8 protein-coding genes are annotated in these 16,041 nt (G+C 64.3%); 2 read left to right on the forward strand and 6 right to left on the reverse strand.

Translation table 11 applies throughout. The annotated features are described in order from the left end of the window. The 5 genes from treZ to IVB13_RS05080 are packed head-to-tail and all read right to left on the reverse strand — an operon-like array spanning position 1 to position 11,216. Positions 1-1,755 carry a malto-oligosyltrehalose trehalohydrolase gene (treZ, locus tag IVB13_RS05060; RefSeq protein ID WP_247295029.1) on the reverse strand — a complete coding sequence of 585 codons (1,755 nt, stop codon included), beginning with the start codon at positions 1,753-1,755 and terminating at the stop codon, positions 1-3. Beyond that, the gene (gene glgX, locus IVB13_RS05065; protein WP_085351910.1) at positions 1,752-3,830 is read right to left on the reverse strand and encodes a glycogen debranching protein GlgX; all 2,079 of its coding nucleotides are present in this window, start codon (positions 3,828-3,830) and stop codon (positions 1,752-1,754) included. The genes treZ and glgX overlap by 4 nt, the downstream gene beginning before the upstream one ends. 3 nt (positions 3,831-3,833) lie before the next feature. Then, complete coding sequence (gene glgB, locus IVB13_RS05070) at positions 3,834-5,972, reverse strand: 1,4-alpha-glucan branching protein GlgB (RefSeq protein WP_018454055.1); 2,139 nt, start codon at positions 5,970-5,972, stop codon at positions 3,834-3,836. Further along, positions 5,965-9,258, reverse strand: coding sequence for a maltose alpha-D-glucosyltransferase (treS, locus tag IVB13_RS05075; RefSeq protein ID WP_085351909.1), 3,294 nt, complete (start codon positions 9,256-9,258; stop codon positions 5,965-5,967). Before treS ends, glgB begins: the two co-directional genes overlap by 8 nt. An 11-nt stretch (positions 9,259-9,269) precedes the next feature. Continuing rightward, positions 9,270-11,216: a maltotransferase domain-containing protein gene (locus IVB13_RS05080; RefSeq protein ID WP_247295027.1), complete on the reverse strand. Its 1,947-nt coding sequence runs from the start codon at positions 11,214-11,216 to the stop codon at positions 9,270-9,272. Positions 11,217-11,420: 204 nt separating this feature from the next. Here IVB13_RS05080 and malQ point away from each other — a divergent pair, with 204 nt between their 5' ends. Continuing rightward, entirely contained in the window at positions 11,421-13,382 is a 1,962-nt protein-coding gene (malQ, locus tag IVB13_RS05085) for a 4-alpha-glucanotransferase (protein ID WP_247487999.1), read from the forward strand. Positions 13,383-13,424: 42 nt separating this feature from the next. Further along, positions 13,425-15,227 carry a glycoside hydrolase family 15 protein gene (locus tag IVB13_RS05090; RefSeq protein ID WP_247488001.1) on the forward strand — a complete coding sequence of 601 codons (1,803 nt, stop codon included), beginning with the start codon at positions 13,425-13,427 and terminating at the stop codon, positions 15,225-15,227. A 1-nt stretch (position 15,228) separates the two neighbouring features. On the opposite strand, the gene IVB13_RS05095 is transcribed toward IVB13_RS05090, so the two are convergent. Continuing rightward, entirely contained in the window at positions 15,229-16,041 is an 813-nt protein-coding gene (locus IVB13_RS05095) for a Cof-type HAD-IIB family hydrolase (RefSeq protein ID WP_247488003.1), read from the reverse strand.

Genomic DNA, 16,041 nt, shown 5'->3' on the forward strand with positions numbered 1-16,041 from the left:
TCAACCTCCGAGGCGCCAGACCACCGACCAGGGCGCAAGCCGGTCGCCGGTTGCGCCGCCCCAGATCAGGGTCCCCACACCGCCGTCGGAACACGCGATGTCCTTGTCGGAGAGATTGGCCACGAGGCGCAACGTCGCGCCATCTCCCATGTGCCAATGTGCGGTGAGCAGGCCGCTATCGGCCACGGCGGCATCACCGAAGCGCGCACCTTTCAGTCGTGGCGCGATCTCCTTGTGGCGGAGTGCGAGCAGCTCCCGCACCAGCGCGAGACGCGCATCCTGCTCCGGCGTGTGGTCGGTCCAGTCGAGCACGGCCGATTGCAGTGTTGCCGGATCGAGCGGGTCGGGCACCTCGTCGCCGTACTTTTCATAGGCCCAGGCGTATTCCTGCCTGCGCCCCCTGCGGACGGCATCAGCCAGTCCGCCCTGGAAGTCGCAGAAGAACGGGAAGGGCGCGATGGAGCCCCACTCCTCGCCCTGGAACAGCATCGGCACCATCGGTGCGAGCAGGGTCACCGCGAGTGCGGCTTCGATCTGCTCGGGCGATGCCAGGCTTTCGAGCCGGTCGCCAAGCGGCCGGTTGCCGATCTGGTCGTGGTTCTGCAGGAAGTTGACGAAGGTTGCCGGCGGCAGCTCGCCGCTGTTCTCGCCCCGCGGCTTCTTGCCCCAGAATTCCGAGATCTCGCCCTGATAGACGAAGCCGGAGGCGAGCGCGCGTGCGAGATCGAGCCGCGGCGTTTGATAGTCCGCATAATAGCCGGCGAGTTCGCCCGTCAGCATCACGTGCCAGACGTGGTGGTAGTCGTCGTTCCACTGGCCGCGATATTTGCCGTTCGGAGGCTCCTGCGCCGCGTCGAGCAGGCTCGCGCGGTTGTCGCCGTTCTCCAGCACGAGATGGATATGGCGCTCCGTCGCCTTGGCAAGCTCGCCCGCGGCGACGCTAAGGTCTTGCAGCATCGATTGCTCGCCGGGGATCGCCATGATGTGATTGGCGGCATCGAGCCTCAGGCCGTCGAAGCGATAGTCGCTGAGCCACGACAGCGCGTTCTCGACGGCAAAAGCGCGAACCTGCGGCACGCGATAATCGATCGCACTGCCCCATGGCGTGTGCGCGTCGGTGAAGAAGGCCGGCGCGTAGCGGCCGAGGTAATTTCCCTCGGGGCCGAAATGATTGTAGACGACGTCGAGGAACACCATCAGCCCGCGCAGATGGGCTTCGTCGATCAGCGTCTTCAATTCATCGGGATGACCATAGGCGCTGTCGGGCGCGTACCACAGCACGCCATCATAACCCCAGCCGCGGCGACCGGCGAAGTCAGCCAGCGGCATCAGTTCGATCGCGGTGATGCCGGTCGCGACGAGATGATCGAGCTTGTCGATCATGGCACGATAGGTGCCTTCCGCAGTGAAGGTGCCGACATGCGTCTCGATCAGCACCGTCTCTTCCCACGGGCGGCCGCGCCAATCGGATGCGCGCCAGGCGAAGGCGTCATGATCGATCACCTCGCTCGGGCCGAACACGTCGTCGGGTTGGAATGCAGACGCCGGATCGGGCACGTCGATCTCGTCATCGATCCTGAATTTGTAGTTGCTGCCGACGGGCAGATTGGCAATCTCGGCGACATACCAGCCATCCTGCCGGCGCTGCATCGCGTGTCGTCTGTCGAGCAGGAGATCGACACGGCGCGCGGCAGGCGCCCACAGCCGGAACGATACGCCGTCCCTCGTCGGCCTCGCCCCGAAGGATGGCCTCATAGCGCCCCCGCGAAAGCGAGCACGGAGCGCGGCGGCGCCTTGCTGTCGCTCCCGGGCTGGAAGTCGATCGTATTCAGCTTGGCGTCGGTCGTGTTCAGGATCTGCTGCCAGCTCTTGTATTCAGTCATTTTTGGCAATTTGAATGCGATCTCTTCGGGGGCTGCGTTGAGTACGATAAAGATCGCGGCGCTGCCCGGTTCCATCGGCCCCATCACATAGGAGAGGAACCGCCCTTCCGGGAATTTCCAGTCGCTTTCCGTCATTTCGTCGCCGGCCGGCGTCAGCCACAGCGCGCCATAGGAGATGCCGTCCTTGGGGCGGCCGTCGAGCCAGCGATGGCTGCGAAGCTGCGAGAACCGGCGGCGGATATCGGCGAGTTCGGCGACAAAACCGACCATGTCGTCGCCGTCCTTGCCGAGATTGTCCCAGCCGACCCAGCCCACCTCGTTGTCCTGGCAATAGGCGTTGTTGTTGCCTGATTGCGAATTCCCGACCTCGTCGCCTGCGAGGATCAGCGGAATGCCCTGCGCCAGCATGAGGCAGGCCAGTACGTTCTTGCGAAGCTGCCGGCGCAAGCTGACGATTTGGGGATCGTCGGTCGGACCCTCGACACCGCAATTGTTGCTGTGGTTGTCGTTGGAGCCGTCGCGATTGTCCTCGCCATTGGCCTCGTTATGCTTCTCGTTGTAGCTGAAGAGATCGGCCAGGGTGAAGCCGTCATGCACGGTGATGTGGTTGATGCTGGCGCGCGGCCGCCGTCCGTCGTGGTTGAACAGGTCGGAGGACGCCGTCATGCGGCTGGAGATATCGCCGATCAGGCTGCCTTCGCCGCTCCAGTAGCGGCGCATGGCGCTGCGGTAACGGTCGTTCCACTCCGACCATTGCGAGGGAAATGCGCCCACCTGATAGCCGCCAAGGCCGAGATCCCAGGGTTCGGCGACGAGCTTGACGCTCGCCAGCACCGGGTCCTGGCGGATCGCGGTCAGGAACGAGCTGCCTCGATCATAACCGTTCGGTCCGCGGGCCAGCGTGGTGGCGAGGTCGAAACGGAAGCCGTCGACGTGGCAGACCTCGACCCAGTAGCGCAGTGAATCCATCACCATCTGCAGCACGCGCGGGTGGGTGAGGTTCACCGACGAGCCGCAGCCGGTAAAATCGTCGTAGTAGCGCGGGTTTTCGCGGTTCAGCCAGTAATAGGAGGCGTTGTCGATGCCGCGATAGCACAGCGTCGGACCGAGATGATTGCCCTCGGCGGTGTGATTGTAGACGACGTCGAGCATCACCTCGATGCCGGCATCGTGCAGACGTGCGATCGTGGTGCGGAAGGAATCGAGAGCGTTGTCCTGGGCGTAGCGCTGCTCGGGCGCGAAGAAGGACAGGGTGTTATAGCCCCAGTAGTTGACGAGCTTCTTCTCCACCAAGATGCGGTCGTCGACGAAGCTGTGCACCGGCAGAAGCTCTACCGTGGTGACGCCGAGCTTCTTCAGGTGCTCGATCATCGCGGGCGAGGACAGGCCGCCATAGGTGCCGCGCAAATTCGGCGGCACGTCGTCGCGCTTCTGTGTCAGTCCCTTGACGTGGGCCTCGTAGATGATGGTATCTTCCCAGGGAATGTTGGGCCGGATCTCGCGGCGGCCCCAGTTGAAGGTCTCGTCGACGACGACGGCCTTCGGCATGCCGCGCGCGTTGTCGCGCCGGTCGAACGACAGGTCTTCGCGCGGGCTTCCGGTGCGATAGGCGAAATGCGCGTCACTCCAGACCAGCCGCCCGGAAAGCCGCTTGGCATAGGGGTCTAGCACGAGCTTGTTGGCATTGAAGCGGTGGCCGTGCTCCGGCTCGTAGGGGCCATGCACGCGGTAGCCGTAGAGCTGGCCGGGCGAGACGTCGTTGAGATAGCCGTGCCAGACATCCTCGGTGCGCTCCGGCAGCTCGACGCGCTCGAGTTCGCGGCGGCCCTGCATGTCGAACAGGCACAGCTCGACCTTCTGCGCGTTGGCGGAGAACAGCGCGAAATTGGTGCCGCGTCCGTCCCAGCTTGCGCCGAGGCGTGCGGGCGATCCAGCAGTCAGGCGCATCGTTCAGCTTTCCGGAACGAGGAAGATCGCGGCGAGCGGCGGAATGGTGAGGCGGAGCTCGCCATTGACGGCGTGGACTTCGCCGATGTTGCCGACATTGCTGCCGCCGTAATGAGCGGAGTCCGAGTTGAACACTTCCTTCCACTTGCCACCGAACGGCGCGCGAACGCGGTAATTGCGATAGACATTGGGTGAGAAGTTGACGATCACCATGCACCGGGCGTGCTCGTCAAATCCCTTGCGCAGCCAGGCGAACACGTTGCGGTTGGCGTCGTCGGTGATCAGCCATTCGAAGCCGGCCTGCTCGCAGTCCATCTGGTGCAGGGCGGGCACCGCGCGATAGAGCCGGTTGAGATCGCGGATCAACGCCTGGATGCCTGAATGGGGCTTGTACTCGAGCAAGTGCCAGTCGAGCGATTGGTCGTGATTCCATTCTCGGCTTTGCGCGATCTCGGCGCCCATGAACAGCAGCTTCTTGCCGGGATGGCCGAACATGAAGCTGTAATAGGCGCGCAAATTCGCGAAGCGCTGCCATTCGTCGCCGGGCATGCGCCCGAGGATAGAGCGCTTGCCGTGCACGACTTCGTCGTGCGACAGCGGCAGGACGAAGTTCTCCGAGAAGGCGTAGTGCAGGCCGAACAGGATGTCGCCGTGATGATGCTTGCGGTGGATCGGGTCCTTGCTGATGTAGTTCAGCGTGTCGTGCATCCAGCCCATATTCCACTTGTAGCCGAAGCCGAGCCCTCCGAATTCGACCGGGCGCGAGACCTGCGGCCAGGCGGTGGACTCTTCGGCGGCCGTGGTCGCCTGCGGGAAACGCGCGAACAGCTCGGTGTTGAAGCGGCGCAGGAACGCGATCGCCTCGATGTTCTCCCGGCCGCCATGCTGGTTCGGAATCCACGCGCCGGGCGGACGGCTGTAGTCGAGGTAGAGCATGGACGCGACGGCATCGACGCGCAGTCCGTCGATCGCGTAGCGCTCGAGCCAGAACAGCGCGTTCGAGACCAGGAAGTTCGTCACTTCGGTGCGGCCGTAATTGTAGATCAGCGTGCCCCAATCGAGATGCCGGCCCTGGAGCGGATTGGCGTGCTCGTACAGCGCTGTGCCGTCGAAGCTGCCGAGCCCGTGCGGATCGTCCGGGAAGTGGCCGGGCACCCAGTCGAGCAGCACGCCGACGCCCTCGCGGTGGCAGGCATCGACCAGCGCGGCAAAATCCTCCGGCGTGCCGAAGCGGCTGGTCGGCGCATACAGCCCCGTCGGCTGATAGCCCCACGAGCCGTCGAAAGGATGCTCGCTGACGGGGAGGAATTCGAGATGGGTGAAGCCCATGTCGCGGGCGTAGGCCGGCAGCTGCTCGGCCAGCTCGCGATAGGTCAGCCATTCATTGCCGTTCTTGCGCCGCCATGAGCCGAGATGGACCTCGTAGATCGACATCGGCGCGGACAACGCGTTGATGCCGTCGGGCGCCGGTCGCGGCCGGGGCAGATGTGCTTCGTCGAACACGATAGAAGCGGTCTTCGGGCGCACCTCGCTTGCAAAAGCCATCGGATCGGACTTCAGCGGAAGCAGATGGCCATGCGGTCCGATAATTTCGAACTTGTAGTGGTCGCCGGCCTTGGCGTGCGGGATGAACAATTCCCAATAACCCGCGCCGCGCACCCGCATCGGATGGCGCCGTCCGTCCCAAAAATTGAAATCGCCGACCACGGAGACGCGCCGGGCGTTGGGCGCCAGCACCACGAAGCCGATGCCATCGATGCCTTCGAGCCGCATCGGATGCGCGCCGAGCTTGTCGTAAAGGCGCTGGTGGGTGCCTTCGCCAAGCAGATAGAGGTCGAAATCGGTCAGGATCGGCGGAAAGCGATAGGTGTCCTCGAATTCGATGACGTTGTCGCCGAACTTCGCGCGGAGCTGGTAGTGCTTCGCGCCGTTCGGCAGAGCTCCGATGAACAGGCCGGCATCATGGACGCGATCGAGCTTCGCCACCTCGCCGTGCTCGCCCACCGCCTCGACGTTGGAAGCATCGGGAAGAAACGCGCGCACCACGCTCTTGTCGCCCTCGGGATGCAGCCCGAGATAGTGGAACGGATCGGAGTGGCGACCCTCGATGATCGCATAGGCCTCGGCAGGGAGTTTAGGCATGGGCTTCGCTCTCGATACTGGACAGAATGCGAAGCAGTCCGGACAGCGGCGCATGGAGCCCCTCAGGCCGGTGGGACAGCTCGTACTCTACTTCCTCGAACGCTTGATCAAGCAGGAAAAACCTTAACAGGCCAGCCGCAGATTGCGGATCTTCCGGCCACAGCCGCCGATCGGTCATGGCTTCGCGGTAGGCGGTGAGGAACGTCGCGGTGGTGCGCTCGCGCCATTCGTCGAGCGCTGCCGTGAGACGGCCCTGTTCGTCGGAGGCGCCCGTGAGCGCGCGGTGAAGCGCCGCGTTAACCGAAAGATCAATCGAGCGGATCAGGCCGGCAACGTCACGCGCCGCAGGCAGCTTGCGCCGCTTGTCGGCCAGCGGCAAACGCGGATCTCCGTCGAAGTCGATGATGAAGATATCGTCCTTCACAATCAGAGTTTGCCCGAGGCGGAAATCGCCATGATGACGGATGTTCAACCCGCCGAGCTCGGAAGGTAAGAGCGCGTTGAGCCGGCCGGACAGGGTCGCGCGCTCCGCGGCGAGCTGATTGATCAGCGGTCGGTCCACCTCCCGCAGGCGGTCGGTGCTGGCGGCCAGCCGCTCGAAAACCCGCTCGGCCCGTGTCTCGAGCTCGGATGACCAGCGCTTGACGTGTGCGGAGCCAATGGGCTCCGGCGCGAGATCTCCGGGCTTTGCAGCGGCCAGAGCCACATGCAGCTCGGCGAGCCGTCGGCCGATCTGCGTAATGAAGTGCAGATAGGGCGCTTGCTCCTGGGTCTCGCGGGGCATCTCGCCCGGTGGCAGCACCCGTTGCTCGTCGATATAGCGGTCGAGATAGCCCGCGGTGACGCCCCAGCCGTCGCCCTGGTTCTCGACATAGGCGTGCAGCACGCCGACTGCGCTGCGACGGTCGTCTTCGACCAGCTCGACGCTGCCGAGCAGTGCCGGCGTATTGGCAAAGCGGGCGATCTCGGTGAGGTAGGAGCCGATCTCGATCTCGGGATTGATGCCGGCTTCGAGCTGACGATAGATCTTGGCGACATACTGGTTGTCGACCAGCGCGGTGCTGTTCGACTGCTCGATCGTGCGGATGCGTTCGGGCTCCTTGATGGTGTACTCGGCAAACCGGCTGGTCGCCTTGAACTCCAGCCGCAGATTGTTTTCTTCCACCACCAGGTTCTGCGACAGATTGCGCAGGAACAGGCCGATGAAGATCTGCTCGGTTGCCACGTCCAGCAGCGTCCCTTCGCGGGCCCCCTGACGCACGGCGGCGAGCGCCCTGGGATTGAAGCGTTCGCGGTCGAAGCGCACCCATTCGATCTGCATCGGCAGCACGTAGCGCGTGGTGACGTCGCCCTGCGCCGCCTCGAAGAACGCGATCCAGGGCCTGTTGTCGCCGATGTCGCAGAACGGCACCGCCGAGGTCAGCGTCGGCTTGATGTGCTTGGGATTGTGCTCCGGATACCAGCGCGTGCGCGACAGGAATCCCGGCAGCACCTCGTGCTCGAACACGCCGCGCTCGCGCGCCAGCGACACCCAGGTCGAGTTCACCGGCACCACCAGCGTCTCGAATTCGGGCACTGCGCGCGGCGTCACCGGCTCGGACTTGTCGCGCTCGGTGAGCTGGAACCAGTAGAAGCCATAGGGCCCCAGCGTGACCATGTAGGGCAGTTCGCCGATCGCCGGAAAACGCGTGCGGCCGAGCATCTCCTGCGGGATGCGGTCCTTCCAGGGCGACAGATCGAGCTCGGTCGCCTGGGCCGCGCGCGACAGATTGGCGACGCAGAGGATCACCTCGTCGCGGTACTGCCGGACATAGGCCAGCACGGCGCGGTTGGCCGGGCGGATGAAGGTCATGGTGCCGCGGCCGAAGGCGAGCGTCGATTTGCGCACCGAGATCAGACGCTTGGTCGCGCTGAGCAGCGAGGACAGGCTGCGCGACTGCGCCTCCACGTTCACCGATTCATAGCCGTAGACCGGATCCATGATCAGCGGCGCGTAGAGGCGGGCCGGGTCGCAGCGCGAGAAGCCGCCGTTGCGGTCCGGGCTCCACTGCATCGGCGTGCGCACGCCGTTGCGGTCGCCGAGATAGATGTTGTCGCCCATCCCGATCTCGTCGCCGTAGTAGATGATCGGCGTGCCGGGGAAGGACAGCAGCAGCGAGTTCATCAGCTCGATCTTGCGCCGGTCGTTGTCCATCAGCGGCGCGAGGCGCCGGCGGATGCCGACATTGATGCGGGCGCGCGGATCGTTGGCGTAGGTGGTCCACAGATAGTCGCGCTCGACGTCGGTCACCATCTCCAGCGTCAGCTCGTCATGGTTGCGCAGGAACAGCGCCCATTGGCAGCTCGCCGGAATATCCGGCGTCTGGCGCAGGATGTCGGTGATCGGGAAACGGTCCTCCTGGGCGATCGCCATGTAGATGCGCGGCATCAGCGGGAAGTGGTAGGCCATGTGGCACTCGTCGCCGCGGCCGAAATATTCCTGCACGTCCTCCGGCCATTGATTGGCCTCGGCCAGCAGCAGCTTGCCCTTGGAGTAGGAATCCAGCTCGTGGCGGAGCCGCTTGATGATGGCATGCGTCTCGGGGAGGTTCTCGTTCGAGGTGCCTTCGCGCTCGCAGAGATAGGGAATGGCGTCCAGACGGAAGCCGTCGACGCCGGCATCCAGCCAGCGCTTCATCACCTGGATCAGCGCGCTGACGACGCGCGGATTGTCGAAATTGAGATCCGGCTGGTGCGAGAAGAAGCGGTGCCAGTAGAACGCGCCGGCCTCGTGATCCCAGGTCCAGTTCGACTTCTCCGTGTCGGTGAAGATGATACGGGTGCCCTGGTATTTCTGGTCGGTGTCGCTCCAGACATACCAGTTGCGGGCGCTCGAGCCTGCCGGGCTGCGGCGAGCACGCTTGAACCAATTGTGCTGGTCCGAGGTGTGGTTGACGACGAGCTCGGTGATGACGCGCAAGCCTCGCTTCTGGGCCTCCTGGATGAAGCGCTTGAAATCCTTCATCGTCCCGAAATCGGGATTGACCGAACCGTAGTCGGCGATGTCGTAGCCGTCGTCGCGGCCGGGCGAGGGATAGAACGGCAGCAGCCAGAGCGCGGTGACGCCGAGCTCCTGGAGATAGGGCAGCTTCTCGGTCAGCCCGGCGAAGTCGCCGATGCCGTCATTGTTGCTATCGGCAAACGCCTTGACGTGAAGCTGATAGATAATGGCGTCCTTGTACCAGAGCTCGTCCACGATCTCGGCAGCCTCGGCTTTCTTGGTGTCGACGGAAGACAATACGTTCATGGCGTGCGCCCTTACGCCAGGCAGCGGAACAGCAGCGCCGGATCGCGCTCGGGATCGATACGCAACCTGATCCCGCCCCATTCGATGCGGGCCTGTTCGCCGGTGAGGAGGTTTTCGAGTGCCGACACATGGTGTCGCTGCCCGCCGGCGTCAACCGTGACGTCGCCGAGCGGCAACCAGAATTCGCGCACGTGGCACGAGAGCGCAACCACGGCCACGACGATGTTGGCCGGGTCGGTCGCTTCCTTGACGAAGGCGATCGTCTCGCCGTCTTCGATGCCGAGGAAGCGCAGGTTCGCCGTCTGCTGAAGCGCAGCATTCTCGTTGCGGATGCGATTGATCTCCGTGATGTAGGCCTTGATGTGGCCGGGCTTGTTCCAGTCGCGCTGCTTGATCTGGTATTTCTCGGAGTTGAGATATTCCTCGCGGCCGGGGATCGCGTCGTGCTCCAGCAGCTCGAACCCGCTGTAGACGCCGTAATTGCCGGACAGCGTCGCCGCCAGCGCGACGCGCGATTTGAACGCCCATGTCTCGCCGCCCTGGAGATGATAGGGCAAAAGATCGGGCGTATTCACGAACAGGTTCGGCCGATAGAAGTCACGTTCGGGATAGCGCGTCAGCTCGCCGAGATATTGCTCCAGCTCCCACTTCGCCGTGCGCCAGGGGAAATAGCTGAACGATTGCGCAAAGCCGAGCTTGGCGAGGCCCTTCATCAGCTTCGGGCGCGCGAACGTCTTGGAAAACAGGATCACCTCGGGATGCCGGCGGCGGATGTCACGGATCAGCCACTCCCAGAAGGCGAGCGGCGCGGTGTCGTGATTGTCGATGGCGAAGATGGTGACGCCGTGGTCGATCCAGAACAGCATGGCGTCGCGAAACGCGTTCCACAGTCCAGCCCGGTCGACGGACGCGAAATCGGGGATGACGATATCGGAATAGGGCCCGTCAGCCGTCCGCACCGACCGATCCGGGCGCCATTTGAACCATTCCGGATGCTGCGTCAGCCACGGGTGGTCCGGCGAGCATTGCACGGCGAAGTCGAGCGCGAGTTCGAGGCCGTATTCCAGGCAGGTCGCGACCAGCGCGCGAAAATCCTCGATCGTGCCGAGTTCGGGGTGCAGCGCGTCGTGCCCGCCCTCGATGGCGCCGATCGCATAAGGCGAGCCGGGATCGCCGTCGCCCGCCACCGGCATGTTGTTGCGGCCCTTGCGCCGGGTGCGGCCAATGGGATGGATCGGCGTGAAGTACAGCACGTCAAAGCCCATCGCGGCGATGTCGGGCACGCGCGCGATGCAGTCGCGAAGCGTGCCATGCTGTCCTGGCACCACGCTCTGGCTGCGCGGCATCATCTGATACCAGGCGCCGAAGCGTGCCTTGTCGCGGTCGACGAACAGTGGGAATAGCGCCGAGCGCGTGAGATCAGGCCGCAACTGGCTCTCGGCCATGGCTGCGCCGAGCTCGGTTGCCAGCAGCGGGGCAACGTCGCCGGTCTGAAGATAGTCCTCGCATCGCCTGACGATGACGGCGGCGGCGTCCTGCTGCGCGCCATGCGCCTTGGTCAAAAGGCCGGCGCCCTCGATCGCATCGAGCGTGACGTCGGCACCGGAGCGCTGCTTGCGCGCGACCGCGTGCGACCAGGTGGCGAATTCGTCGGTCCAGGCTTCGATCGCATAGACATATTTGCCGGGCTCGACGGGTGTGAACGCGCCGGACCAGCGGTCATTGCCGTGAGGGATCATCGGCTCGCTCTGCCATTCGCGGTCCTGCTCCTGTCGCCAGATCAGCGCTGCGCCGATCACGGCGTCGCCGTCCCGGTAGATGTCGGCCCAGACCTCGACCGGTTCGCGCGCGATCCGCTTCACGGGGAAGCGCCCGCCGTCGATCAGGGGATAGACGTCCTCGATGAGGAAAGTGCTGCCGGCTGCGGCACTCTCGACAGTTTGAATTGTCTTGTTCACGGTGATGCCATTGACAAGAAAGCAGGAGCCCGTTTCCCTTGCCGGGAACCTACGCTTGATACCACTATAGAAAGCCGCTTGTGTGTCATTGGTTCCCTGGGGAACGGCAGGCGCGGCTCGCGAGTTAACCCTGACTAACTTCTTCCGCGACCTCGTTAAAATCGATGCCCCCGGCCACAAAATGGCCTGCAAGCTGCGTGCCGAATGGATCTTTTAGCTCAAGCCCGGATCAAGGGCGTTCAATCCGAATTCGTCGATGCCCTCGGAAAGCTGCGGGTCACCGATCCCGTGGCCCTCAAATCCATCCTCGACGCCTTGCCGGAAAAGCGGGTTTACCGCTTCGTCAGCGGGCCTGTGGTGGTACGCGCCTTGGGCCATCCGCGCACCGAATTGGTGACGATCGGTGCGCCGCCGCTCAAATGGAAGATGACCGGCAACGGCAATTTGATCGCGCAAGGTGAGACGCGCGAGCCCGTGATTGCCTGGCCGGCCGGCCTGCCGCTCGGCTATCACCGGCTGACGCTGACGGATGCCGGAGGCGTGACGGAAGAGGTGCCGATGATCGTGGCGCCGGAGCGGGCCTTCGGCGGCGATTTCGACCGGGGCTGGCTGCTTGCCGTGCAGCTCTACAGCGTCCGCTCGGACCGCAATTGGGGCATCGGCGATTTCACCGACCTCGCCGGTCTGGTCCGGCTCGCGAAGCAGTTGGGCGCCGACGGCGTCGGGCTCAATCCCCTGCATGTGTTGTTCGATGACCATCCGGCCGATTGCAGCCCCTATTCGCCGAACAGCCGGCTGTTTCTCAATCCGCTCTATATCGACGTCGAGGCGATCCCGGAATTTTCCCCCGACCTCGTCCCCGATGCGGCCGCGACCGCCGCGCGGCTCCGCGACGGTGATCGTGTGCCCTATCCGGACATGGCGGCCTTGAAATGGTTGGCCTTGCGTGCCGCCTTCGACAGCTTCGCGAAAACCGCGAGCGGCGTCCGCCGCAACCAGTTCGACGCCTTCCGGGCGGCTCGCGCGCCGCTGTTGTCCCGTTTTGCCTGCTTCGAGGTGCTACGCCATCGCTTTGCGGCGCCGTGGTGGGAATGGCCGCAGGAATGGCAACAGCCGGATGAGACGAAATGCGCCGAGCTGCGCAACGGCCCGGACAAGCACGAGGTCGAGTTCGTCGAATTCGTGCAATGGACCGCCGATAGCCAGTTGCATGCGGCCAAGGAGCTGGCCGGCCAGCTCGGCATGCGGGTCGGGCTCTATCTTGACGTTGCCGTCGGCGTGCAGTCGAACGGCTTCGATGCTTGGAACGAACAGGGGGCGATCTCCCGTCATCTCGCCGTCGGCGCGCCGCCGGACGTGCTCAATACCATTGGCCAGGATTGGGGCTTGGCCGGCTTCAATGCCGGCGGCCTGGAGGCGCAATCCTTCGTGCCATTCGCCGATATGCTCGCGGCTTCGATGCGCCATTCCGGAGCCATCCGTCTCGATCACGTGCTCGGCTTGAAGCGGCTTTATCTGGTGCCGCGCGGCTTCAAGCCCGACAACGGCGCCTATGTGCAGATGCCGTTCGAGGCGCTGCTGGCGACCGTGGCGCGGGAGAGCGCGGCCCATAAGTGCATTGTGATCGGCGAGGACCTCGGCACGGTGCCGGAAGGTTTTCGCGAGACCATGCAGGATTTCGGCATCTGGTCCTACCTCGTCATGATGTTCGAGCGCGACGATGCCGGTCACTTCCGGCCCGTCGATCACTACCGGCCCAACGCGCTGGTGACGTTGAACACGCATGATCTGTCGACCTATGCCGGCTGGCGCTCTTTCAGCGATCTCAGGATGAAGCGCTCGCTCGGGCTCGATCCGGGCGAGAACGATCAGGCCCGCTGGGATGCGCTCGGCCTGCTCGACGAGATCCTGCGTGCCAACGGCATCCGTGCCAATGATGTCTATTCGGTGCTCGCCTTCCTGTCGCGCACGCCGTCGCGGCTGCTTGCGGTGTCGCTGGAGGATCTGCTCGGCGTGATCGACCAGCCCAACATTCCCGGTACGATTGACGAGCATCCGAACTGGCGCCAGCGCCTGCCTGTGACGCTCGACAAGATCGTTTCGAAGGTCGATGTCGCAGCCTTGAAGGCCGCGACACGGGAACGCTCGTTACCCGGCGGGCGTTGATCGCCGGGGTCTCCGGACGTCGTTTTCGAGGCTCGCACGACATTGTCTCAGAGGATTGAAGATTATGCGCTGATCGGCGACTGCGAGACCGCGGCGCTGGTCGGCCGCAACGGCTCGATCGACTGGCTGTGCTGGCCGGCCTTCGATTCCGACGCCTGTTTTGCAGCGCTCCTCGGCATGCACAAGAACGGCCGCTGGCTGATCGCGCCGGACGAGGGCGTCACCGCCACGTCGCGCCGCTATCTCGGCGACACCCTCGTCCTCGAAACGCGCTTTGAGACTGACGGCGGCACCGTTGCGCTGATCGACTTCATGCCGCCGCGCGGCAAGGCCTCCGACATCGTGCGGCTGGTCCGCGGTGTCAGCGGCACGGTGAAGATGCGGATGGAACTCGTCATCCGCTTCGGCTTCGGCGTCGACATCCCTTGGGTGCGGCGGATCGATCATTCCCTGCTGGCGGTCGCCGGGCAGGACATGACTGTGCTGCGGACACCGGCCAAGACCCGAGGCGAGGATCTGACCACGGTTTCCGATTTCGAGGTGAAGGCCGGCGAGACCGTGCCGTTCGTGCTGACCTACGGCCCCTCGCATCTCGAGCCGCCCGCGCCAATCGATCCGGAGGTCGCACTCAAGGAGACCGAGAAATTCTGGCAGGACTGGTGCAGCCACTGCAATCGCGATGGCGACTATCGCGACCTGATCGTGCGCTCGCTGATCACACTCAAGGCGCTGACCTTCGCTCCGACCGGCGGCATCGTCGCGGCGCCGACCACCTCGTTGCCGGAGAAGCTCGGCGGCGCCAGGAATTGGGACTACCGCTTCTGCTGGCTGCGCGATGCCACCTTCACGCTGCTGGCGCTGATGAACTCGGGTTACACCGAGGAAGCCTCGGCCTGGCACAATTGGCTGTTGCGTGCGGCGGCAGGCTCACCGGCGAACATGCAGATCATGTACGGCATCTGGGGCCAGCGGCGGCTGCTGGAATGGGAGGCCGGTTGGCTCGATGGCTACGAGGGCGCACAGCCGGTGCGCGTCGGCAATGCCGCGCATGCGCAGCTCCAGCTCGACGTCTACGGCGAACTGATCGACGCCTTCCACCAATCGCGGATGGCCAAGCTCAAGCTCGACGACGAGAGCTGGGCGCTGGAATGCGCCGTGCTCAAGCATCTCGCCGAAGTCTGGGACCAGCCCGATCACGGCATCTGGGAGCGGCGCGGACAGCCGAAGCACTATGTCTTCTCCAAGGTGATGACCTGGGTCGCCTTCGACCGCGGCATCAAGAGCGCCGAGACCTTCGGCTTCAAGGCGCCGCTGCTGCACTGGCGCACCTTGCGCGACGCCATTCATCGCGACGTCTGCAACCGGGGCTTCGACGCGGAGGAGAATGCCTTCGTGGAGTCCTACGGCTCGAAGCTGCTCGATGCCAGCGTGCTGCTGCTGCCGTCCGTTGGCTTCCTGGAAGCGTCGGATCCGCGCATTCGCGGCACCATCGCGGCGATGGAAAAGCACATGATGCCTGACGGCTTTGTGCTGCGGCACGATCCGCGCGAAGTGTCCGAGGAGAAGCAGCCGATCGAGGGCGCCTTCCTCGCCTGCAGCCTGTGGCTGGCCGATGCCCATGTACTGGCGGGCGATCTCGACAAGGCGCAAGCCTTGTTCGATCGCGTGGTCGGTGTCGCGAATGATGTGGGACTGCTGGCCGAGGAATATGATTCAGGCGCCAGGCGTCAGACCGGCAATTTCCCGCAGGCGCTGACTCATATCGCGCTGGTCAACACCGCGCATAACCTGTCGGCCGCAAGGCAGGGCAGCAAGAAGCCTGCAATGCAGCGGTCGAAGCAGTGACCTAGGCGACCTCGTTCCGCTTCAAAATCATCTCCATCGCTTCCGCAAAACCGTCGTGCTCGTTGGTCGCGGTGACGTGGGTGGCCTGGTCCTTGACGTTGTCGGCCGCATTGCCCATTGCGATCGAAACGCCGCTGACGCGAAACATCGCGAGGTCGTTCTGCATGTCGCCGATGGTGGCGACCGCGTCCGTTGAAATGCCGAGGCGCTTGGCCATGGCTTGCACGAATGTGCCCTTGTCGAAGCCGGGCGGGGTGATGTCGAGGTAATAGGTCTGCGAGCGCACCGCCATCGCCTCGCTGCCGAGCGCCTTCTGCATCGCCTTCTCGCAAGCTTCGAGGCCGGCTGCATCGGCGCTGGCCCCGACGATCTTGCAGGCGCTCGCGAGATACGGCGAGAAATCCGTCACGATGGTCGGGTCGGAGCGGATGGTGTGCTGCTCATGTGCCACGTATTGGCCATCAGGCTTGTCGATCAGCCATTTGTCGGTGGTGAACAGCCAGATGTCGGCGCCGAAGTCCCGCAGAATTTGCAAGCTTCGCTCGGCCGCCGCGGCGGGGATGAGATGCTGTTCGACCGGATTCATCTCGGGGTCGACGATCGAGGAGCCGTTGAACGGGCCGAGCGGTAGCCAGAGCGCCAGCGGTTCGATCAGGAAACGCATGCCGATCGCGGGGCGGCTCGACGTAATCGTGAAGCCGATGCCGGCCTGGTGCAGACGCTGAACCGCGGACCTCGCGCGGTCGGTCAGCGTCTTGTCCTTGGTCAGCAGCGTACCGTCGACGTCGGAGACGACGAGCGAGATTTTTGTCAT

The sequence above is a fragment of the Bradyrhizobium sp. 17 genome, assembly GCF_023073515.1.
Lineage (GTDB): Bacteria > Pseudomonadota > Alphaproteobacteria > Rhizobiales > Xanthobacteraceae > Bradyrhizobium > Bradyrhizobium canariense_D.

What these genes read in the sequence shown, in the direction of transcription:
- treZ (WP_247295029.1), bottom strand. Translation starts at nt 1,755, where the DNA reads ATGAGGCCATCCTTCGGGGCGAGGCCGACGAGGGACGGCGTATCGTTC.
- glgX (WP_085351910.1), bottom strand. Translation starts at nt 3,830, where the DNA reads ATGCGCCTGACTGCTGGATCGCCCGCACGCCTCGGCGCAAGCTGGGAC.
- glgB (WP_018454055.1), bottom strand. Translation starts at nt 5,972, where the DNA reads ATGCCTAAACTCCCTGCCGAGGCCTATGCGATCATCGAGGGTCGCCAC.
- treS (WP_085351909.1), bottom strand. Translation starts at nt 9,258, where the DNA reads ATGAACGTATTGTCTTCCGTCGACACCAAGAAAGCCGAGGCTGCCGAG.
- malQ (WP_247487999.1), top strand. Translation starts at nt 11,421, where the DNA reads ATGGATCTTTTAGCTCAAGCCCGGATCAAGGGCGTTCAATCCGAATTC.
- IVB13_RS05095 (WP_247488003.1), bottom strand. Translation starts at nt 16,041, where the DNA reads ATGACAAAAATCTCGCTCGTCGTCTCCGACGTCGACGGTACGCTGCTG.